Raw genomic sequence first — 21,430 nt, forward strand, 5'->3', positions numbered from 1 at the left:
CCCCGCACACCCACGCTTCCGCCACCCAGTCCGGTTTCCGCCACTCAAGCCGCACCAGGAGCGCTCTCGACCGGACTGAACGGCGGAAAGGTCAGCCCGGGCGTCGCCAGCTGCTGCCGATGACGGCAGCCAGCGGCAGCAAGGGCGCGGCCAGCACCAGCGCGGCGATGCGCCACGGCGTCGGTGCCGGCACGAAGAAGCCGAACAGCACGAGCGCGATGCACGGCACCCACACGAGGAAGTAGCGCACCCGCTGACGGGCGATCTCGTCGTCCCGCGCCTCGTGCTCGGTCGGCGTGACGATGTCGTACCGCGGAAGCCGCCGCGACCGGCGTGCCATGGCGACCAGTCTGCATCCCTTCGCGTAGAAATGCTTTACGTGGGACGGTGTCCCGGCAAGGATGCGTGCAGGGACCGCAACGGAGCGGGACGGCGAAGCAGGAGGTTCGTGGATGACAGCGCACGACGACCTGGAGACGGCAGCCCGGGAGCTGGCCGACCTACGCGCGTGCGTGGCGTCGTTGCAGGCGCACCTGGGCGACACCGTCGACGTCCAGCGGCTGCGCGACGACATCGCCCGCATCGCCGCGGACCTCAACCTGGTTGCTCGGACCGAGGGCATGCGGCACGGACCCGCCCAGCCCGGCGAGATCATCTACATCTCGGACGAGGAGTACGACCCGTCGTTCTGGTCGGACGCGGACGACGAGGGCCTGGGCGCCACCGGTCGGGCGGGCTGAGGGGTGGCGCGCAGCACCCCCGCAGCAGCCAAGCCCAGCACTCCCGCACCCGTGACCGGGGTCGGCCATCCAGGGCGCGCGCGGATCCCCGCCCGTACCCTGCGGACCGACCGCTACTGGGTGCAGCCGGCCATCACGTTCGGTGTGCTGTTCGCGTTCATCATCTACGCCACGATCCGGGCCTTCTGGAACGGCGCCTACTACAGCGCCCCGTACATCTCGCCGTTCTACTCCCCGTGCCTGTCCACCAACTGCGTGCCGGGCACGGGCGAGGTGCACCTGCTCGGCGACTGGTGGAAGCTCTCGCCGGCCCTGATCATCCTGATCTTCCCGCTGGGCTTCCGGATGACCTGCTACTACTACCGCAAGGCGTACTTCCGGTCGTTCTGGCTGAGCCCGCCCGCTTGCGCCGTCGCAGAGCCGCACGGTGCGTACTCGGGTGAGACGCGTTTCCCGTTGATCCTGAACAACATCCACCGGTACTTCTTCTACGCCGGCCTGGTGTTCAACGTGATCCTCACCTACGACGCGATCCTGGGCTTCCGGAACGCGGACGGCGAGTGGGGGCACATGGGGCTCGGCACGCTGGTGCTGCTGACGAACGCCACGTTGCTCTGGCTGTACTCGCTGTCCTGCCACTCGTGTCGGCACGCGATCGGCGGCCGGCTCAAGCACTTCTCCGCACACCCGTTGCGCTACAAGGGTTGGACGTTCGTCTCCCGGCTCAACACCCGGCACATGCTGTTCGCCTGGGTCTCCCTGGTGGGGGTGGCGCTGACCGACGCGTACGTCGCGTGCCTGGCCGCCGGCGTGTTCAACGACCCCAAGTTCTTCTGATCCCAACGGTTTTCGAGGAGACGCCCGCGTGAGCGACCTGGAGCGCTACCAGTACGACGTCGTGGTGATCGGTGCCGGCGGCGCCGGGCTGCGCGCGGCCATCGAGGCCCGCGAGCACGGCCTGCGCACCGCGATCATCTGCAAGTCCCTGTTCGGCAAGGCGCACACGGTGATGGCCGAGGGCGGCATCGCGGCGTCCATGGGAAACGTGAACTCCAAGGACAGCTGGCAGGTGCACTTCCGCGACACCATGCGCGGCGGCAAGTTCCTGAACAACCCGCGGATGGCCGAGCTGCACGCGCAGGAGGCGCCGCAACGCGTCTGGGAGCTGGAGACGTACGGCGCCCTGTTCGACCGCACTCCCGAGGGCAAGATCAGCCAGCGCAACTTCGGTGGTCACGAGTACCCCCGGCTCGCCCACGTCGGCGACCGCACGGGCCTCGAGCTCATCCGCACCTTGCAGCAGAAGATCGTCTCCCTGCAGCAGGAGGACCTGCGCGAGCACGGCGACCTGGACGCCCGGATCCGGGTGTTCGCCGAGCTCACCGTGACCGACCTGCTCAAGGACGGCGACGCGATCAGCGGCGCGTTCGGCTACTGGCGTGAGTCAGGCCGGTTCGTCGTCTTCGAGGCGCCGGCCGTCGTGCTGGCGACCGGTGGCATCGGCAAGTCGTTCAAGGTGACCTCGAACTCCTGGGAGTACACCGGCGACGGCCACGCGCTGGCCCTGCGCGCCGGCGCGACGCTGATCAACATGGAGTTCATCCAGTTCCACCCGACCGGCATGGTCTGGCCGCCGTCGGTGAAGGGCATCCTGGTCACCGAGTCGGTGCGCGGCGACGGGGGAGTGCTGCGCAACAGCGAGGGCAAGCGGTTCATGTTCGACCACGTGCCCGACGTGTTCCGTGGCCAGTACGCGGACACCGAGGAGGAGGCCGACCGCTGGTACTCCGACGCGGACAACAACAAGCGCCCCCCGGAGCTGCTGCCGCGCGACGAGGTCGCCCGCGCGATCAACACCGAGGTGAAGGAGGGCCGCGGCTCCCCGCACGGCGGTGTCTTCCTCGACGTGTCCACGCGCCTGCCCGCCGACGAGATCATCCGCCGGCTGCCATCGATGCACCACCAGTTCAAGGAGCTCGCGGACGTCGACATCACGGCCGAGCCGATGGAGGTCGGGCCCACGTGCCACTACGTGATGGGCGGGGTCGAGGTGGATGCCGACACCGCCGCAGCGGTGGTGCCCGGGCTGTTCGCGGCCGGCGAGGTGGCCGGTGGCATGCACGGGTCGAACCGGTTGGGTGGCAACTCGCTGTCGGACCTGCTGGTGTTCGGCCGTCGGGCCGGCGCCGGTGCCGCGGCGTACGTCGAGGGGCTGGGGGAGCGTCGTCCGGCGATCACCGACGACGACCTGGCTGCGGCGTCCAAGACGGCGCTGGAGCCGTTCACGATCGGCGGGGCCGCGGACGCCGCGGTCGAGAACCCGTACTCCATCCACTCCGAGATGCAGCAGATGATGAACGACCTGGTCGGCATCATCCGGCGTGAGGCTGAGATCGCGGAGGCGCTGCAACGGCTGACCGGCCTGCGCGAGCGGGCCGACCGGGCCGGCGTCGAGGGCCACCGCCAGTTCAACCCGGGCTGGCACCTGGCGCTGGACCTGCGCAACATGCTGGACGTCAGCGAGTGCGTGGCGAAGGCCGCGCTGGAGCGGACCGAGAGCCGCGGCGGCCACACCCGCGAGGACTTCCCGGCGATGGACCCGCAGTGGCGGGGCGTGAACCTGGTCTGCCGGCTGACCGACGACGGCGTCGAGCTGACCCGCCAGCCGGTGCCGGCGATCCGTCCGGAGCTGTTGACGCTGTTCGAGCGCACCGAGCTGTCCAAGTACCTGACGGACGACGAGCTCGCGGTCTTCGACGAAGCCTCCGGGCGAGGAGGGGAGCAGGCATGAGCTACGACGCACGGTTCCGGGTCTGGCGTGGGGACGCCGACGACGGCGAGCTGCACGACTACACGGTCGAGGTGAACGAGGGCGAGGTCGTCCTCGACATCATCCACCGGCTGCAGGCCACCCAGGCCGGCGATCTCGCCGTCCGGTGGAACTGCAAGGCCGGCAAGTGCGGATCGTGCAGCGCCGAGATCAACGGGCGTCCGCGACTGCTGTGCATGACGCGGATGAGCACCTTCACGGAGGAGGAGCTCATCACGGTCACCCCGCTGCGCGCCTTCCCCGTGATCCGCGACCTGGTGACCGACGTGTCCTTCAACTACGACAAGGCGCGACAGGTGCCGGCCTTCCAGCCACCTGCTGACCTCGAGCCCGGCGACTACCGGATGGCGCAGGTCGACGTGGAGCGCTCGCAGGAGTTCCGCAAGTGCATCGAGTGCTTCCTGTGCCAGGACGTCTGCCACGTGGTGCGCGACCACGAGGACAACAAGCAGGCGTTCGCCGGGCCGCGCTTCCTGATGCGGATCGCCGAGCTCGACATGCACCCGCTGGACGAGCGGGACCGCAAGAGCGAGGCGCAGGAGGAGTTCGGTCTCGGCTACTGCAACATCACCAAGTGCTGCACCGAGGTGTGCCCGGAGCACATCAAGATCACCGACAACGCGTTGATCCCGATGAAGGAGCGCGTCGTGGACCGCAAGTACGATCCGCTGGTGTGGCTGGGCAACAAGATCGCGCGCCGCTCCTGACCGACGGCCAGGTGGCGGGTTCCGTTGCGCTGCAACGGTTCCTCGCCCGACCTGTCCTGGACGTCGCGCCCGCCCTGCTCGGTGCCGTGATCGAGCACCACACGGCCGCGGGCGTGGTCGCGGTGCGGCTCACCGAGGTCGAGGCGTACGCCGGCCCGGGCGACCCGGGATCGCACGCGCGCAACGGACCCACGCCACGCACCGCGGTGATGTTCGGGCCGCCGGCCCGTCTCTACGTGTACTTCTCGTACGGCATGCACTGGTGCGTGAACGTGGTCTGCGGCCCGGTCGGGTCGGCGTCCGCCGTTCTGCTGCGCGGCGGTGAGGTCGTGCGCGGACTCGAGCTCGCTCGCACCCGGCGTCCCGCGGCCCGCCAGGACCGGGACCTGGCGCGCGGACCCGCACGCCTTGCCTCTGCACTGGGGCTGGACAAGTCGCTGGACGGCGCCGCCCTGGGTGGGTCGCGGTCGTCGTCCGCGGTCCGTCTACGGCGCAGCGGCCGGGTGGCGGGCGAGGTGTGCACCGGGCCGCGGGTGGGGGTGAGTGGCGTCGGCGGGGACGCCGTCCGCTACCCCTGGCGGTTCTGGCTGGACGGCGAGCCGACGGTGTCCACGTACCGTCCCGGGGCGACGCGCAGCGAACCCGGTCGCGACGCGAGCCCCTGATCCGGCAGGCTGGGCCCCGAACCGTCCGGGCCCCGAGCCGCCGGGCACGACGAAGGGACCGATCGTGAGCGACATCCTCGACGAGCTGCGATGGCGGGGCCTGGTGGCGCAGACCACCGACGAGGCCGCGCTACGCCAGGCACTCGCCGACGGGCCGATCACCTTCTACTGCGGCTTCGACCCGACGGCGCCCAGCCTGCACATGGGCAACCTCGTGCAGCTGATCGCGATGCGTCACCTGCAGCGCGCGGGACACCGGGCGCTGTGCCTGGTCGGAGGGTCCACGGGGCTGATCGGCGACCCGAAGGCCACGGCGGAGCGTCAGCTCAACGACCCGTCGGTCGTGGCGGACTGGGTGGCCCGGATCCAGCGGCAGGTGCGCCCGTTCCTGGACTTCGAGGGCGACAACCCGGCGACCATGGTGAACAACCTGGACTGGACGGCGCCCATCAGCGCCCTGGAGTTCCTGCGGGACATCGGCAAGCACTTCCGGGTCAACACGATGATCCGCAAGGACGCGGTCGCCGCCCGCCTGGCCAGTGAGGACGGGATCAGCTACACCGAGTTCAGCTACCAGATCCTGCAGGGACTGGACTACCTGCAGCTGTTCCGCCAGTTCGGCTGCACGTTGCAGACCGGGGGCACCGACCAGTGGGGCAACCTGACCGCGGGAGTCGACCTGATCCACCGGGCCGAGCACGCGTCGGTGCACCTGCTGACCACACCGTTGATCACGAAGGCCGACGGCACCAAGTTCGGCAAGACCGAGTCGGGCACGGTGTGGCTGGACCCCTCGATGATGTCGCCGTACGCGTTCTACCAGTTCTGGGTGAACGCGGACGACGCCTCGGTGATCTCCTACCTCAAGGTGTTCACCGACCGGACCCGCGACGAGGTGGCCGCTCTCGAGCAGGAGGTGGCAGAGCGTCCGTTCGCCCGGCAGGCCCAGCGCACGCTCGCGGCCGACGTGACCACGTTGGTGCACGGCTCCGGCGCCACCGCGTCCGTGGAAGCAGCGAGCAGCGCGCTCTTCGGCCGAGGCGCGTTGGCGGAGCTGGACGCCGGCACGTTGGCCGACGCCACGGCCGAGCTCGCGCGAGCCAAGGTGTCGCCGGGGAGCTCCGTCGTGGAGGCCTTCGTGGACGCCGGCCTCGCCCCCAGCCGCGGTGCTGCCCGTCGCACGATCGACGAGGGTGGTGCCTACGTGAACAACGTGAAGGTCGTCGACCCGGACGCCGTGTTCGCCGCGGATCAGCTGCTGCACGGGCGTTTCGCGGTGCTCCGACGCGGCAAGAAGTCGCTCGCCGCCGCCGTCGCCGACGTCTCCTGACGCCTGCGAATCGAGGGTGGCGGGCGTCACGGCCCCCCGATTTGACGTCGTCGCGCGGGGCCCTCTAATGTTCTCGACGTCAGCCCGACAGGGAGGAACGGACACCGCGGGGTGGCCGGTCCCGCGGACTGAAACCCCAACAACAGCACCGGGTGACCGGGGCTTGACCGCGCCCTCGGGCGGTGGTCAGGGCGGCTCTCAGAGCCTGCTAGAGTAGGGACTCGATCCCCACCGCAGGACGAGTCAACAAGCTTCGGGCCTCGCCCGGAACGAAGTTGACTGCCTCGACGCGGATCGGCTAAGTTAGAACGGTTGCCCCGACGGACAGGCCGAAAGGTCCGATGCGGTGCGCGTCCGATCCTTGAGAACTCAACAGTGTGCCAAAAATCGATGCCATATAACACTCGTCATGGCATCAGCGGCGATGGGCCATTCGGCTCGGAGTCTCTGTTGCCAGACGATTCCTTTGGTTAAGAACGGATGACCTCGTGTCATCCACTTCTAGCCATGGATCGGGTCTTCGGACCCAACCTCAAGAGATGTCGCCCTGCGCCAGCGTGGGGTGAACAAAACATCAACGGAGAGTTTGATCCTGGCTCAGGACGAACGCTGGCGGCGTGCTTAACACATGCAAGTCGAACGGTGACCTCGGAGCTTGCTCCGGGCGATCAGTGGCGAACGGGTGAGTAACACGTGAGTAACCTGCCCCTGGCTCTGGGATAACCCCGGGAAACCGAGGCTAATACCGGATACGACACAGACAGGCATCTGTACTGTGTGGAAAGTTTTTCGGCTAGGGATGGACTCGCGGCCTATCAGCTTGTTGGTGAGGTAACGGCCCACCAAGGCGACGACGGGTAGCCGGCCTGAGAGGGCGACCGGCCACACTGGGACTGAGACACGGCCCAGACTCCTACGGGAGGCAGCAGTGGGGAATATTGCGCAATGGGCGAAAGCCTGACGCAGCGACGCCGCGTGAGGGATGAAGGCCTTCGGGTTGTAAACCTCTTTCAGCAGGGAAGAAGCGAAAGTGACGGTACCTGCAGAAGAAGCACCGGCTAACTACGTGCCAGCAGCCGCGGTAATACGTAGGGTGCAAGCGTTGTCCGGAATTATTGGGCGTAAAGAGCTCGTAGGCGGTTTGTCGCGTCTGGTGTGAAAATCCAGGGCTTAACCCTGGACCTGCATCGGGTACGGGCAGACTAGAGTGCGGTAGGGGAGATCGGAATTCCTGGTGTAGCGGTGAAATGCGCAGATATCAGGAGGAACACCGGTGGCGAAGGCGGATCTCTGGGCCGTAACTGACGCTGAGGAGCGAAAGCATGGGGAGCGAACAGGATTAGATACCCTGGTAGTCCATGCCGTAAACGTTGGGCGCTAGGTGTGGGGCTCATTCCACGAGTTCCGTGCCGCAGCAAACGCATTAAGCGCCCCGCCTGGGGAGTACGGCCGCAAGGCTAAAACTCAAAGGAATTGACGGGGGCCCGCACAAGCGGCGGAGCATGCGGATTAATTCGATGCAACGCGAAGAACCTTACCAAGGCTTGACATACAGAGTAAACCGGCAGAAACGTCGGGTCCGCAAGGGATTCTGTACAGGTGGTGCATGGTTGTCGTCAGCTCGTGTCGTGAGATGTTGGGTTAAGTCCCGCAACGAGCGCAACCCTCGTTCTATGTTGCCAGCACGTAATGGTGGGGACTCATAGGAGACTGCCGGGGTCAACTCGGAGGAAGGTGGGGATGACGTCAAATCATCATGCCCCTTATGTCTTGGGCTTCACGCATGCTACAATGGCCAGTACAAAGGGCTGCGAGACCGCAAGGTGGAGCGAATCCCAAAAAACTGGTCTCAGTTCGGATTGGGGTCTGCAACTCGACCCCATGAAGTCGGAGTCGCTAGTAATCGCAGATCAGCAACGCTGCGGTGAATACGTTCCCGGGCCTTGTACACACCGCCCGTCAAGTCACGAAAGTCGGTAACACCCGAAGCCGGTGGCCCAACCCTTGTGGAGGGAGCCGTCGAAGGTGGGACTGGCGATTGGGACTAAGTCGTAACAAGGTAGCCGTACCGGAAGGTGCGGCTGGATCACCTCCTTTCTAAGGAGCATCTGGCGCCGGCCTAGCTGGCGTCCAGGCCCCTGCCTCAGACGTACGATCTGAGGAGGGTGCTCAAGGGTGGAACATCGATTAGTTGGGACGGATCGACTCGGATCTCGCTCAGTACAGCTCCTCGGAGCAGGAACCTGCGAAGGAAGACGGATCAGCCCCTGGCACACTGTTGGGTCCTGAGGGACCGGGCGAACGAGCCTGACCTCAGCGACTGCGGCCCCACGATGGTCTTTGACCAGAACGGGGCCGTTTCGCGCGGACCGACCCCCGGCTGAACCGCTCGCACTGGCGAGCAGGCACCGGACAAGGGGTCGATCTCCGCCCGTACCTTGAGAACTGCACAGTGGACGCGAGCATCTTTGATTCAAGTTAATAAGGGCACACGGTGGATGCCTAGGCACTAGGAGCCGAAGAAGGACGTAGGAACCTGCGATAAGCCTTGGGGAGCTGGTAACCGAGCTGTGATCCAAGGATTTCCGAATGGGGAAACCCGGCTGGAGTCATGTCCAGTCACCCACGCCTGAACACATAGGGCGTGCGGAGGGAACGTGGGGAAGTGAAACATCTCAGTACCCACAGGAAGAGAAAGCAACCGCGATTCCGTGAGTAGTGGCGAGCGAAAGCGGAAGAGGCTAAACCGATCACATGTGATAGCCGGCAGGCGTTGTGTGGTCGGGGTCGTGGGACCTCTCAGTTAGTTCTGCCGAACTAGCAGCAAGTTACCAATCCGCGTCATAGTCGAAGGGCATTGAAAGGCCCGGCACAGAGGGTGCGACCCCCGTAGACGAAATGGCACGGACTTGCGAGAGGGATCCCAAGTAGCACGGGGCCCGAGAAATCCCGTGTGAATCTGGCAGGACCACCTGCTAAGCCTAAATACTCCCTAGTGACCGATAGCGGACAAGTACCGTGAGGGAAAGGTGAAAAGTACCCCGGGAGGGGAGTGAAATAGTACCTGAAACCGTGTGCTTACAATCCGTCGGAGCCTCCCTAGCAGGGGTGACGGCGTGCCTTTTGAAGAATGAGCCTGCGAGTTAGTGTTACGTGGCGAGGTTAACCCGTGTGGGGAAGCCGTAGCGAAAGCGAGTCCGAATAGGGCGCTTCAGTCGCGTGATCTAGACCCGAAGCGGAGTGATCTACCCATGGCCAGGTTGAAGCGCGGGTAAGACCGCGTGGAGGACCGAACCCACCAGGGTTGAAAACCTGGGGGATGAGCTGTGGGTAGGGGTGAAAGGCCAATCAAACTCCGTGATAGCTGGTTCTCCCCGAAATGCATTTAGGTGCAGCGTCACGTGTTTCTTGCCGGAGGTAGAGCTACTGGATGGCTAATGGGCCCTACAAGGTTACTGACGTCAGCCAAACTCCGAATGCCGGTAAGTGAGAGCGTGGCAGTGAGACTGCGGGGGATAAGCTCCGTAGTCGAGAGGGAAACAGCCCAGACCACCAGCTAAGGTCCCTAAGCGTGTGCTAAGTGGGAAAGGATGTGGAGTTGCCCAGACAACCAGGAGGTTGGCTTAGAAGCAGCCACCCTTTAAAGAGTGCGTAATAGCTCACTGGTCAAGTGATTCCGCGCCGACAATGTAGCGGGGCTCAAGCACACCACCGAAGCTGTGGCATTCACACATTGCCCGGCCAGTCTTCGGACTGGTCCAAGCGTGTGGATGGGTAGGGGAGCGTCGTGTGGCGAGTGAAGCGGCGGAGTGATCCAGCCGTGGACGCCACACGAGTGAGAATGCAGGCATGAGTAGCGAATGACGGGTGAGAAACCCGTCCGCCGAATGACCAAGGGTTCCAGGGTCAAGCTAATCTGCCCTGGGTAAGTCGGGACCTAAGGCGAGGCCGACAGGCGTAGTCGATGGACAACGGGTTGATATTCCCGTACCGGCGAAGAACCGCCCATGCTGAACCTAGTGATGCTAAGCGCCTGAAACCGGCGTCCTCTTCGGAGGTAGTCCGGCGGAGCGCGCGAACCGATCTAATAGTAGGCAAGCGATGGAGTGACGCAGGAAGGTAGCCTCCGCGTGGCGATGGTAGTCCACGTCCAAGGGTGTAGGGCGAGGTATAGGCAAATCCGTACCTCACATAGCCTGAGACCTGATAGTGACCGCGATAGCGGGAAGCAGGGTGATCCTATGCTGCCGAGAAAAGCTTCTAGCGAGGTTCGAGCCGCCCGTACCCCAAACCGACTCAGGTGGTCAGGTAGAGAATACCAAGGCGATCGAGTGAATCGTGGTTAAGGAACTCGGCAAAATGCCCCCGTAACTTCGGGAGAAGGGGGGCCGGAAAGGTGAAGGAGTTCTCCTCCTAGCCTGGATGGCCGCAGAGACCAGGGAGAAGCGACTGTTTACTAAAAACACAGGTCCGTGCGAAGTCGCAAGACGATGTATACGGACTGACGCCTGCCCGGTGCTGGAACGTTAAGGGGACGGGTTAGCCTCACGGCGAAGCTCAGAACTTAAGCGCCAGTAAACGGCGGTGGTAACTATAACCATCCTAAGGTAGCGAAATTCCTTGTCGGGTAAGTTCCGACCTGCACGAATGGCGTAACGACTTCTCCGCTGTCTCAACCACGAACTCGGCGAAATTGCACTACGAGTAAAGATGCTCGTTACGCGCAGCAGGACGGAAAGACCCCGGGACCTTTACTATAGCTTGGTATTGGTGTTCGGTACGGCTTGTGTAGGATAGGTGGGAGACTTTGAAGCTGACACGCCAGTGTCGGTGGAGTCAACGTTGAAATACCACTCTGGTCGTTCTGGATATCTAACCTCGGTCCGTGATCCGGATCAGGGACAGTGCCTGGTGGGTAGTTTAACTGGGGCGGTTGCCTCCTAAAATGTAACGGAGGCGCTCAAAGGTTCCCTCAGCCTGGTTGGCAATCAGGTGTCGAGTGCAAGTGCACAAGGGAGCTTGACTGCGAGAGAGACATCTCGAGCAGGGACGAAAGTCGGAACTAGTGACCCGGCGGTGGCTTGTGGAAGCGCCGTCGCTCAACGGATAAAAGGTACCCCGGGGATAACAGGCTGATCTTGCCCAAGAGTCCATATCGACGGCATGGTTTGGCACCTCGATGTCGGCTCGTCGCATCCTGGGGCTGGAGTAGGTCCCAAGGGTTGGGCTGTTCGCCCATTAAAGCGGTACGCGAGCTGGGTTTAGAACGTCGTGAGACAGTTCGGTCCCTATCCGCTGTGCGCGTAGGAAACTTGAGAAGGGCTATCCCTAGTACGAGAGGACCGGGATGGACGAACCTCTGGTGTGTCAGTTGTTCCGCCAGGAGCACCGCTGATTAGCTACGTTCGGAAGTGATAACCGCTGAAAGCATCTAAGCGGGAAGCACGCTTCAAGATGAGGTTTCCATGGGGTGTTCCCCGAGAGGCTCCCAGCTAGACTACTGGGTTGATAGGCCGGATGTGGAAGTGCAGTAATGCATGCAGCTGACCGGTACTAATAAGCCGATAACTTGATACAAAGATGCTACGCGTCCACTGTGCGGTTCCCGAGATGCGGTCGGAGACGACTGTGACATCTCCATAGAGTTTCGGCGGCCATAGCATTGGGGAAACGCCCGGCTCCATTCCGAACCCGGAAGCTAAGCCCAATAGCGCCGATGGTACTGCAAGGGGGACCTTGTGGGAGAGTAGGACGCCGCCGGACATTCTTTCGAGACGCCCACCCGGGTCACCCCGGGTGGGCGTCTTCGTTTTGCCCGTACGCTGGATCAGATGCGTTGCGACGGAAGGGTTTCGCCATGACCGACGAGGACCGCCCCACCGACTCGTCCGCAGGCGGCGACCGGCCGCATGGCGAAGGCGCCGGCGGGAGCGGTTCGCGTGCCTCTCGCAGTTCTGGAGCCTCTCGCAGTTCTGGAGCCCCCCGCCGAGACGGAGCCTCTCGCAGTTCTGGAGCCCCCCGCCGAGACGGCTCAGGCGCCTCTCGCGGGGCCTCCGGGTCGCGCACCGGCCAGGGCCGTGACGACCGCGGCCGGTCCAGCGGGGCACCAAGGACTGGCGGTGCACCGAGGAGTGGCCAGGGCGCCCCGGCGCGCCGCAGTGGCCCCAGCGGTTCAGGTGGCGCACCCGCGGGGCGGGGCGGCCCGCCGAGCGGTCGACCGCGGTCCGCGGACGAGCCGATGAAGCTCCTTGGACCGCGTCGCGATGCGCCCGTCGAGCCGGCCCTGCCCGAAGACGTCGTGGCAGCCGATCTCGACCGGGCCGTTCGCGCTCAGCTCCGCTCGCTCAGCAAGCCCAATGCCGAGCAGGTGGCTCGTCACCTGGTGATGGTGACCCGGTTGCTGCCGGACGAGCCGGAGCAGGCGTACGCGCACGCCATGTCTGCCCAGCGGCGAGCCGGCCGGGTGGCCGTCGTGCGTGAGGTGGTCGGCATCGCCGCCTACCACGCCGGGCTGTGGTCCGAGGCGCTGGCGGAGCTGCGCGCGGCCCGCCGCATGAGTGGGTCCTCGCACCAGCTGCCCTTGATGGCCGACGCCGAACGCGGCCTGGGCCGTCCAGAGCGGGCCCTCGAGCTCGCCGCGAGCGACGAGGCGGCGACCTTGACGCGCGCCGAGCAGGTCGAGATGGCCATCGTGGTGTCCGGTGCTCGTCGAGACCTCGGGCAGCCCGATGCCGCCGTCCTTGCGCTGCAGGTCCCCGAGCTGCAGGGCCGAGCCCTGCATCCGTTCACTGCACGACTGCGCTACGCCTACGCCGACGCGTTGCTGGCTGCCGGGCGGGCTGACGAGGCGACCGCCTGGTTCGCCCAGGCCGCGGACGCCGACGTCGACGGCCTGACCGACGCCGACGAGCGGCTGGCCGACCTGCAGGGGGTCGAGTTCACCGACCTCGACGACGACGACTCCCCGGAAGGGGCGTCGCCTGACCCGTCCGCTGAGTAGGTCGGCCCGGTGCACGTGACGCGCCCCGCCGACGTACCGTGGCCCCTGTGACCCGTGCACCGGAAGGCGGCCCCTACGAGTGGTGGCAGCGGGGTGTCGAGCTGCTCGAGCGCGGCGACCCCGCCGCAGCCGCCGTGCTCCTGGAACGAACCGTCGCGGCAGAGTCCGGCTCGGCCTCCGGTTGGGAGGCCCTGGGGCGAGCGAGCTACGACGCCGGCCAGATCCAGCGCGCAGCCGAGGCGTTCACCCGGCTCGTCGAGATCGCGCCCGACTCCCACTACGGCCACTTCGCGCTGGGGCTCAGCCTGACCAGGCTCGACCGGTTCGAGCGGGGGGTCGAGCACCTCGCGATGGCGTCCACGATGCGACCCGAGCAGCCGGAGTACGCGGACCGCCTCCGGCAGGCGCGGGCGACCCTGCGGGCTCGTCGCGAGGCGGCGGCCTCGGCGGACCAGGATGACTGACCGCGGGTGGCAAGGCTGGAGCGAGTCCGCGGGCGCTCTGGTCGACGCGCACGACGCGGTCCTGCTGGACCTCGACGGCGTCGTCTACGTCGGGGAGCACGCGGTGGACGGCGCGGTGGCGGCGATCGACGAGGTGCGCCGTCGAGGGGTCGGCGTGGCCTTCGTGACGAACAACGCGGCCCGCACGCCGGATGACGTCGCCGAGCACCTGCGCCGGCTAGGCGTCGACGCGGCGCCGGCGGACGTCGTGACGAGCGCTCAAGCAGCGGCCTCCTTGCTCCGGGAGCAGCTCGAGGCGGGGGCCGCTGTGCTCAGCATCGGAGCGCGAGGGTTGGCCGAGGCACTGGTCGAGGTCGGGCTGCGTCCGGTGGGCTCGATGGACGACGAGCCACTGGCCGTCGTCCAGGGCTTCTCGCCGGACCTGAGCTGGCCCATGCTCCTCGAGGCGTGCGTGGCGATCCGGGCCGGACTGCCGTGGGTCGCGACGAACCTGGACGCCACCTTGCCGACCGCGCGGGGCCCCGCGCCGGGGAACGGCGCGTTCGTGGAGGTCGTCCGGCGCACGACCGGCGTCGACCCGCAGGTGGCGGGCAAGCCCTTCCGGCCGCTGATGGACGCGTCCGTGCAACGCCTTCGGGCCGAGCGGGGGCTGGTCGTGGGCGATCGTCTCGACACCGACCTGGAGGGGGCGCGACGAGCCGGGCTGCCCGGGTTGCTCGTGCTCACCGGCGTCACGGACGCGGGCACCTTGTTGGGGGCCCGGCCCGAGGAGCGTCCGGACTTCCTGGCGGCCGACCTGGGCGGGCTGCTGGAGCCACATCCCGGTGTGCGGGCGGAGTCCGGCGGCTGGGTCGCGGACGACGGCACCACGCTGCGGGCGGTCCTGGACGAGAACGGCGACCTGCACCTGTCCGGCGAACCCGCCGCTCCGGGGGAGTCGGGACGGCGGGTCGCGCTCGCCGCCGTCCGCCTCGCGTGTGCAGCGCTGTGGTCGTCGCAACCCTCGGCCGACCGGGTGCAGCAGGCACGTCGCGCGCTTCGTCCCTGGACCGTCGTGCAGGGATGGGACGGGTAGGGTGACGACCGGTCGGGGCCGCGGTCGAGCCGCCCCCTCCACGAGGAGGTCGCGGTGTTCGATGCGGTGCGTGGGTACCTTCAACTCGTCAGCGGGCTCTCCCAGGTCTCGAGGCAGCGGGCCGTCGAGGTGGCCAAGCAGCTGCTCGCGACGACGCCCGCCGCCGAGATGGGCGGTGCCGCCAGCATGGGTGCGCAGGCCGTCTCCGGGCAGGTGAGCGCCCTCGCGGACGAGCTGATGGCCACCGGTCGGCAGAACCGTCAGATGTTGCGCACGCTGGTCCGGGCCGAGGTCGAGACCGTCGTCGCACGGCTGGGACTGGCCGGGAACGCCGAGCTCGAGGCCGCCCTGGCCGCCAGCCGCGCCCGGGTCCTGGAGCTCGAGCGGGAGCTCGCGGTGCGTGACGCGGAGGCCGTGCGGCGGCCGTCGCGAACGTCAGCGGCAGAGAAGTCGACGGCGAAGAAGTCGACGGCCAAGAAGTCCACCGCGAAGAGGTCCACGGCTAAGAAGGCGGCTGCCATGCAGCCCAGCGTGGACGTACCCGCCGCAGCCACGACGCCGGAGCCCGAGGTCGAGGCCACGACACCAGCAGGAGCACCGTGAGCGAGTCCCAGGACCAGGCATCCCCGGCGACCGCCGACGAGACCGAGGACGTCCAGCACGACGAGCCGCACGCCCCGCTCGAGCTGCCGCACACGGGAGACGAGCAGGTGGACCAGGCACTGGAACGCCTCGTCGCTGTGCCGGAGCTGCCGTCGGCCGAGCAGGTCGAGGTCTACGTCGGCGTGCACCGCGACCTGCAGGACCGGCTCGCCGACCTCGAGGAATGACCGCCACCCGGCTCGATGTCGAACTCGTCCGCCGCGGTCTGGCCCGGTCCCGGGGCCAGGCGGAGGAGATGATCCGCGACGGCCGGGTCGTGGTCGACGGCCGCCCCTCGCCCAAGGCCTCCACGAAGGTGACCGCGGACACGGGGATCGACGTCCGGCCGGGGGAGCACCCGGACTACGTGGGCCGCGGCGCGCTCAAGCTGGACGGCCTGCTGGACGACCTGCAGGTCGCCGCCGGCCTCGTCGTCGGGCAGAGCGGTCCGCTCGCCCCGGCGGTGGCGGGGCGGCGCTGCCTCGACGCGGGGGCCAGCACCGGTGGTTTCACCGAGGTCCTGCTGGCCCGCGGCGCGAGCGAGGTCCTCGCCGTGGACGTCGGACACGACCAGCTGGCGGCGCGGCTGCGCACCGACCCGAGGGTGCAGGACCTGCCCGGCACGACCGTTCGCGGCCTGTCGGCCTCGACGATCGGCGGCCGGGTCGACCTGCTGGTCGCCGACCTGTCGTTCATCTCCCTCCAGGTGGTCATGGGCGACCTCGCCAACCTCGTGACGGACGGCGGGGACCTGCTGCTCCTGGTGAAGCCGCAGTTCGAGGTCGGCCGTGAGAGGCTCGGGTCCGGCGGGGTCGTCCGCGACCACCAGCTGCGCGCGGACGCGGTGCAGCAGGTGGCCCGCGCCGGGCTCGCCGCCGGACTGCTGGTGCGCGCGATGCGGGCGAGCCGCTGGCCGGGCCCCAGTGGCAACGTCGAGTACTTCGTCTGGCTGACCGTCCAGGACGGGACGCCGGTCGAGTCGATCGCCGAGGACCAGCTGGCTGCCGCCGCGCAGCAGGCGGTCGAGGAAGGACCTTCGTGACCCGTCGTGTGCTGCTGGTGACCCACACCGGCCGACCGGAGGCGCTGACGGCCGCCCTGGAGCTGACCACCGGGCTGATGGACGCCGGGATCGAGGTCGCCGCCCTCGCGGAGGAGGCGGATGAGCTGCACGCCCTGCAGCGGCACATCGACGGCGTCCTGGTCGCCGGTTCCGAGGACCCCGCGAGGGACTGCGAGCTGGTCATCTGCCTCGGCGGGGACGGCACGATCCTGCGCGGGGCCGAGATCGTGCACGGCAGCGAGGTCCCGCTGCTCGGGGTGAACCTCGGCCACGTGGGCTTCCTCGCCGAGCTCGAGCGCGAGGACATCAGCGAGATCGTGCAGCGGGTGGTCGCCCGGGACTTCACCGTGGAGGTGCGGCTCACCCTGGACATCACCGTCCGCGCCGGTGACCGGGTCATCCACGAGTGCTGGGCGCTCAACGAGGCGACCGTCGAGAAGGCCGCCCGCGAGCGGATGCTCGAGGTCGTCATCGAGGTCGACGGGCGGCCGCTGTCGACCGTCGGCGCCGACGGCGTCGTGATGGCCACGCCGACGGGCTCCACCGCCTACGCCTTCTCGGCCGGCGGCCCGGTGGTCTGGCCCGAGGTCGAGGCGCTGCTGCTGGTGCCGATCTCGGCGCACGCCCTGTTCGCCCGGCCCCTGGTCGTCGGGCCGAGCTCGCGGCTCGCCGTGGAGGTGCTGACGGACACCGAGGGCACGGGTGTCCTGTGGTGCGACGGCCGGCGCCGCTACGAGCTGCTCCCGGGCTCGCGGATCGAGGCCGTCGCGTCCGACCGCCCGGTGCTGCTGGCCCGGATGACCAGCGGGCCGTTCACGGACCGGCTCGTGGGCAAGTTCCGGCTCCCGGTGGACGGCTGGCGCGGTCAGCCCCGCTCGTCCACCTAGGCTGTCCGCGTGCTGGAGGAGATGCGGATCCGCGGGCTGGGCGTCATCACGGACGCCGTGCTCGAGCTCGGTCCCGGGCTGACCGTCGTCACGGGGGAGACGGGCGCCGGCAAGACGATGGTGGTGACCGGCCTCGGCCTGCTCCTCGGCGGGCGCGCGGACTCCGGCGCGGTGCGGGCCGACGTCGCGCAGGCGGTGGTCGAGGGTCGGGTGGTCGTCGACCCCGACTCCGCAATGGCGGCCGCTGCTGCGGACGCGGGCGCCGAGCTCGACGACGGCGTCCTGCTGCTGACGCGCACCGTCACCGCGGCGGGCCGCTCCCGGGCGCACGCCGGCGGTCGGGCCGTCCCCGTGAGCGTGCTCGCCGAGCTGGCCACCGAGCTGGTCACGGTGCACGGGCAGTCCGACCAGCTGCGGCTGCTGCAGCCCGCCAGGCAGCGCGAGACCCTCGACCGCTTCGCCGGCACCCACGACCTGCTCGAGCAGCACGCCGCGACGTACACCCGGCTGCGTGACCTCGAGCAGGAGCTGCACGAGGTCGTCACGCACGCCCGCGAGCGGGCCGACGAGGCGGTCCGGTTGCGTACTGCGCTGGAGGAGATCGAGGCCGTCGACCCGCAGCCGGGGGAGGACCACCAGCTGCGCGACGACGACGCCCGGCTGGCGCACTCCGACGCGCTGCGCTCCGCGGCTGACCGCGCCCACGCCGCGCTCGTCGCCGATGCCGCGGCCGGCGGCACCGGCCTGGACGGCTCGGCGACGTCGCAGACGGGTGCGGCCGAGCTGCTGGCCACGGCGCGGCACGCCATCGACCCGGTCGCCGACCACGACCCGGCCCTGGCCGGCCTCGGTGCCCGCCTGGGTGAGCTGGGGTTCCTGGTGGCCGACGTGGCCGCCGACCTCTCGTCGTACGCCGCCGGGATCGAGTCCGACCCGGCCCGGCTGTCCGCCGTCCAGGAACGCCGGGCCCAGCTCGGCGCGCTGGTGCGCCGCTACGGCCAGGACAGCGACCACGATCACGATCACGATCACGTCCCGGACGTCGCGGACGTGCTGGCCTGGGGGGCGGGGGCCAGCCGCCGGCTGCTCGAGCTGGACGACGACGAGGGGCGGGTGCAGCAGCTGCGCGCCGAGCGCGACGGGCTGCGCACCGAGCTGGGCGAGCTGGCCGGCCGGTTGCACGACGAGCGGGCCGCTGCGGCGTCCCGGCTGGCCGAGCTCGTCGCGGCCGAGCTGACCCAGCTGGCCATGGCGAACGCCCGGCTCGACGTCGTGCTCAGCCAGCGCGACGACCCCGACGGGATCGACGTGCCGCTGGACGGCACCACCCGTCGGGTCGCGGTCGGGCCGCACGGTGCGGACGACGTGGAGCTGCAGCTCGCCCCGCACGCCGGTGCGCCGGCCCGGCCGGTCGCCAAGGGCGCCTCGGGCGGTGAGCTGTCCCGGGTGATGCTCGCCCTCGAGGTCGTCCTCGCCGGCGCGGACCCGGTGCCGACGTTCGTGTTCGACGAGGTGGACGCCGGGGTCGGCGGCCGGGCCGCCGTGGAGATCGGACGACGACTGGCCGTGCTCGCCCGCAGCGCGCAGGTCATCGTGGTGACCCACCTGCCGCAGGTCGCCGCGTTCGCCGACCGGCACCTGCGGGTGGTCAAGGCGGACGACGGTGCGGTGACCGAGAGCGGGGTGCTGCTGCTGGACGACGAGGGTCGGGTCGCCGAGCTGGCCCGGATGCTGGCCGGCCACGAGGACTCCGGCACGGCCCGGGCGCACGCCAAGGAGCTGCGTGAGACCGCCGCGGCCGAGGTGGCGGACGCCGCACGCTGAGACGGGCTGACCTGCACGGTTGCTGCCGACGGCCGTGAAAGGATGCCCGTGATGCGTCTGCCCTCGATCCGCCCTCGTACCCACGCGCCCTCGGTCGCGGGGGTCGTCGGCGTCGCCAAGGTGGATTCGCGCACCAAGAACCTCACCAAGCGGCTCGAGCCCGGCGACGTCGCGGTGATCGACCACCTGGACATCGACACGGTCGCGGCCGAGGCGCTCGTGGCCCGCCGTCCGGTTGCGGTGGTGAACGCGGCCGCGAGCACCAGCGGGCGCTACCCGAACCTGGGACCCGAGATCCTCCTCGAGGCCGGCATCACGCTGGTCGACGGGGTGGGACGTGACGTCATGGTCGCGGTCGCGGAGGGCGACCGGGTCCGGGTGCACGGCGGTGACATCTACATCCGCGACGACCTCGTCGCCAGCGGCACCCAGCAGACGGACGAGACGGTCGCCGCCGCGATGGCGGAGGCCCGGGCGGGCCTGGCGGTGCAGATGGAGGCCTTCGCCGCCAACACCATGGAGTTCCTGCGCCGCGAGCGCGACCTGCTCCTGGACGGCGTCGGCGTCCCGGAGATCACGACCGACCTGGACGGTCGGCACGTCCTGGTGGTGGTGCGCGGGTACCACTACAAGGAGGACTTGCAGACGTTGCGGCACTACGTCCGCGAGTACAAGCCGGTGATCATCGGGGTGGACGGCGGTGCCGATGCCGTGCTCGACGCCGGCCTCAAGCTGCACCTGATCGTCGGGGACATGGACTCGGTGTCGGACAAGGCGCTCACCTGCGGTGCCGAGGTCGTCGTGCACGCCTACCGGGACGGCCGCGCGCCGGGGCTGGAGCGCGTCCAGGCGCTCGGGATCGAGCCCGTCGTGTTCCCGGCGACCGGTACGAGCGAGGACGTCGCGATGCTGCTGGCCGACGACAAGGGCGCCGAGCTGATCGTCGCCGTCGGCACCCACGCGACGCTCGTCGAGTTCCTGGACAAGGGCCGCTCCGGCATGGCCAGCACGTTCCTGACCCGGCTGCGGATCGGTGGCAAGCTGATCGACGCCAAGGGCGTCAGCCGGCTCTACCGGTCGCGGATCTCCAGCTGGCAGGTGCTGCTGCTGCTGATCTGCGGGCTGTTCGCGCTCTTCGTCGCCATGTCGGTGACCCCGGCCGGCCAGGCGATGCTGGCCGTGGGGCACGCGCAGTGGGACGACCTGACCTCCTGGCTCCGAGGGACCTTCACGTGATCGACTTCCGCTACCACCTCGTCTCCATCGTCTCGATCTTCCTGGCGCTGGCGGTCGGCATCGTGCTCGGCGCCGGACCGCTGCAGCAGCAGATCGGCCAGACGCTGACCAACCAGGTGTCCCAGCTGCGCAAGGACAAGGCGGAGCTGCGCAGCCAGCTCGACACCCAGGCGCACGAGCTGGAAGCGGCCGACCAGTTCGCCGAGGCCGTGACGCCCGAGCTCGTCGGGTCCCGGCTCGGCGGACGCTCCGTGGTGCTCGTCATGCTGCCGGGTGCGGACTCGTCCGTGGCCGACGACATCACGGCGACGATGAAGACCGCCGGCGCGACGGTGAACGGGCGCGTCAAGCTGACCTCGGCCTGGGCCGACCCGGACCAGGGCAAGGTGGCCTTCCGCGACCAGCTGAGCAGCAACCTGGGGCCGTTGGTCGGCTCGACCGCACCGGCGACGGCGTCGGTCAACGAGCGGATGGGCGCCATCCTGGCCAAGGCGCTGGTGGTCTCGAACGTCGCGGACGCCGACCGGGCGACCGAGCAGAGCGAGCAGGCCCTGTCCGGCCTGAAGGAGGCCGGCCTGATCGCGATCGACGGGGCGGCGCCCAAGCCGGCCACCCTCGCCGTCGTCGTCGCCGGACCGCCCAACACGAAGCAGACCGAGGACACCCGCAAGGCCGAGCTCGCGACGTGGACGACCACGTCGGACGAGCTCGACAAGGGGGACAGCGGCACCGTCGTCGCCGGCCCACTGGCCAGCGCCGAGCCGATCGGGGTGATCGGCGCGCTCCGGTCGGACCGGTCCGTCGCGGCCGCGGTGTCCTCGGTCGACGACGTCCAGCTGCAGATGGCCCAGTCCGCCATCGTGTTCGCGCTGCTCGAGCAGATGAACGGCAAGTCCGGCCACTACGGCACCGGGATCGGCGCGACCGCGGTCCTGCCGCCGTTGCCGAGCTCGGGGTCGTGACCCGA

The 21,430-nt window shown here is 68.5% G+C and carries 17 protein-coding genes and 3 rRNA genes; 19 read left to right on the top strand and 1 reads right to left on the bottom strand.

The window, feature by feature from the left end; all coding sequences use genetic code 11:
• Window positions 1-91: 91 nt before the first annotated feature.
• Window positions 92-340 (bottom strand): hypothetical protein, encoded by a 249-nt coding sequence (locus tag ABEB17_RS09930; RefSeq protein WP_345716539.1) that lies wholly within the window; start codon window positions 338-340, stop codon window positions 92-94.
• Between the two features lie 112 nt (window positions 341-452).
• Here ABEB17_RS09930 and ABEB17_RS09935 point away from each other — a divergent pair, with 112 nt between their 5' ends.
• From ABEB17_RS09935 to ABEB17_RS10025, 19 genes are all read left to right on the top strand, one after another.
• Window positions 453-740, top strand: a complete 288-nt coding sequence (locus ABEB17_RS09935; protein ID WP_345716540.1) for a hypothetical protein — start codon at window positions 453-455, stop codon at window positions 738-740.
• 3 nt (window positions 741-743) lie between these two features.
• Window positions 744-1,577 (top strand): hypothetical protein, encoded by an 834-nt coding sequence (locus tag ABEB17_RS09940; protein ID WP_345716541.1) that lies wholly within the window; start codon window positions 744-746, stop codon window positions 1,575-1,577.
• Window positions 1,578-1,605: 28 nt separating this feature from the next.
• A complete protein-coding gene (locus ABEB17_RS09945) occupies window positions 1,606-3,531 on the top strand; it encodes a fumarate reductase/succinate dehydrogenase flavoprotein subunit (protein WP_345716542.1) in 1,926 nt (641 codons plus the stop codon).
• Window positions 3,528-4,277 carry a succinate dehydrogenase/fumarate reductase iron-sulfur subunit gene (locus ABEB17_RS09950; RefSeq protein WP_345716543.1) on the top strand — a complete coding sequence of 250 codons (750 nt, stop codon included), beginning with the start codon at window positions 3,528-3,530 and terminating at the stop codon, window positions 4,275-4,277. Before ABEB17_RS09945 ends, ABEB17_RS09950 begins: the two co-directional genes overlap by 4 nt.
• A gap of 11 nt (window positions 4,278-4,288) precedes the next feature.
• Complete coding sequence (locus ABEB17_RS09955) at window positions 4,289-4,942, top strand: DNA-3-methyladenine glycosylase (protein ID WP_345716544.1); 654 nt, start codon at window positions 4,289-4,291, stop codon at window positions 4,940-4,942.
• A 64-nt stretch (window positions 4,943-5,006) separates the two neighbouring features.
• Window positions 5,007-6,272, top strand: a complete 1,266-nt coding sequence (gene tyrS / locus ABEB17_RS09960) for a tyrosine--tRNA ligase (RefSeq protein ID WP_345716545.1) — start codon at window positions 5,007-5,009, stop codon at window positions 6,270-6,272.
• Window positions 6,273-6,846: 574 nt separating this feature from the next.
• Window positions 6,847-8,369, top strand: a 16S ribosomal RNA gene (locus tag ABEB17_RS09965).
• A 374-nt stretch (window positions 8,370-8,743) separates the two neighbouring features.
• Window positions 8,744-11,849 (top strand): 23S ribosomal RNA (locus ABEB17_RS09970).
• Between the two features lie 69 nt (window positions 11,850-11,918).
• A 5S ribosomal RNA gene (gene rrf, locus ABEB17_RS09975) occupies window positions 11,919-12,035 on the top strand.
• The 16S, 23S and 5S rRNA genes sit together here, the layout of an rRNA operon.
• Before the next feature lie 475 nt (window positions 12,036-12,510).
• Window positions 12,511-13,272, top strand: a complete 762-nt coding sequence (locus ABEB17_RS09980) for a tetratricopeptide repeat protein (RefSeq protein WP_345716546.1) — start codon at window positions 12,511-12,513, stop codon at window positions 13,270-13,272.
• Window positions 13,273-13,319: 47 nt separating this feature from the next.
• The gene (locus ABEB17_RS09985) at window positions 13,320-13,736 is read left to right on the top strand and encodes a tetratricopeptide repeat protein (RefSeq protein WP_345716547.1); all 417 of its coding nucleotides are present in this window, start codon (window positions 13,320-13,322) and stop codon (window positions 13,734-13,736) included.
• Window positions 13,729-14,811 (top strand): HAD-IIA family hydrolase, encoded by a 1,083-nt coding sequence (locus ABEB17_RS09990; RefSeq protein WP_345716548.1) that lies wholly within the window; start codon window positions 13,729-13,731, stop codon window positions 14,809-14,811. Before ABEB17_RS09985 ends, ABEB17_RS09990 begins: the two co-directional genes overlap by 8 nt.
• 54 nt (window positions 14,812-14,865) lie before the next feature.
• Entirely contained in the window at window positions 14,866-15,414 is a 549-nt protein-coding gene (locus tag ABEB17_RS09995; RefSeq protein WP_345716549.1) for a polyhydroxyalkanoate synthesis protein PhaF, read from the top strand.
• Window positions 15,411-15,641 (top strand): hypothetical protein, encoded by a 231-nt coding sequence (locus ABEB17_RS10000; protein WP_345716550.1) that lies wholly within the window; start codon window positions 15,411-15,413, stop codon window positions 15,639-15,641. Before ABEB17_RS09995 ends, ABEB17_RS10000 begins: the two co-directional genes overlap by 4 nt.
• Window positions 15,638-16,495 carry a TlyA family RNA methyltransferase gene (locus ABEB17_RS10005; RefSeq protein WP_345716551.1) on the top strand — a complete coding sequence of 286 codons (858 nt, stop codon included), beginning with the start codon at window positions 15,638-15,640 and terminating at the stop codon, window positions 16,493-16,495. Before ABEB17_RS10000 ends, ABEB17_RS10005 begins: the two co-directional genes overlap by 4 nt.
• On the top strand, window positions 16,492-17,403 hold the full coding sequence (locus tag ABEB17_RS10010; RefSeq protein ID WP_345716552.1) for an NAD kinase: 912 nt from the start codon (window positions 16,492-16,494) through the stop codon (window positions 17,401-17,403). The genes ABEB17_RS10005 and ABEB17_RS10010 overlap by 4 nt, the downstream gene beginning before the upstream one ends.
• A gap of 21 nt (window positions 17,404-17,424) precedes the next feature.
• A complete protein-coding gene (gene recN, locus ABEB17_RS10015) occupies window positions 17,425-19,227 on the top strand; it encodes a DNA repair protein RecN (RefSeq protein WP_345717324.1) in 1,803 nt (600 codons plus the stop codon).
• Window positions 19,228-19,278: 51 nt separating this feature from the next.
• Window positions 19,279-20,463, top strand: a complete 1,185-nt coding sequence (steA, locus tag ABEB17_RS10020; RefSeq protein WP_345716553.1) for a putative cytokinetic ring protein SteA — start codon at window positions 19,279-19,281, stop codon at window positions 20,461-20,463.
• Window positions 20,460-21,425, top strand: coding sequence for a copper transporter (locus ABEB17_RS10025; protein WP_345716554.1), 966 nt, complete (start codon window positions 20,460-20,462; stop codon window positions 21,423-21,425). The genes steA and ABEB17_RS10025 overlap by 4 nt, the downstream gene beginning before the upstream one ends.
• Window positions 21,426-21,430 lie beyond the last annotated feature (5 nt).

The sequence above is a fragment of the Angustibacter luteus genome (assembly GCF_039541115.1).
Lineage (GTDB): Bacteria > Actinomycetota > Actinomycetes > Actinomycetales > Angustibacteraceae > Angustibacter > Angustibacter luteus.

Bases quoted from the DNA above. Each gene is read 5' to 3' on its own strand.
- ABEB17_RS09930 (WP_345716539.1), bottom strand. From the start codon at position 340: ATGGCACGCCGGTCGCGGCGGCTTCCGCGGTACGACATCGTCACGCCG.
- ABEB17_RS09935 (WP_345716540.1), top strand. From the start codon at position 453: ATGACAGCGCACGACGACCTGGAGACGGCAGCCCGGGAGCTGGCCGAC.
- ABEB17_RS09950 (WP_345716543.1), top strand. From the start codon at position 3,528: ATGAGCTACGACGCACGGTTCCGGGTCTGGCGTGGGGACGCCGACGAC.
- ABEB17_RS09980 (WP_345716546.1), top strand. From the start codon at position 12,511: ATGAAGCTCCTTGGACCGCGTCGCGATGCGCCCGTCGAGCCGGCCCTG.
- ABEB17_RS09990 (WP_345716548.1), top strand. From the start codon at position 13,729: ATGACTGACCGCGGGTGGCAAGGCTGGAGCGAGTCCGCGGGCGCTCTG.
- ABEB17_RS10005 (WP_345716551.1), top strand. From the start codon at position 15,638: ATGACCGCCACCCGGCTCGATGTCGAACTCGTCCGCCGCGGTCTGGCC.
- recN (WP_345717324.1), top strand. From the start codon at position 17,425: ATGCGGATCCGCGGGCTGGGCGTCATCACGGACGCCGTGCTCGAGCTC.
- steA (WP_345716553.1), top strand. From the start codon at position 19,279: ATGCGTCTGCCCTCGATCCGCCCTCGTACCCACGCGCCCTCGGTCGCG.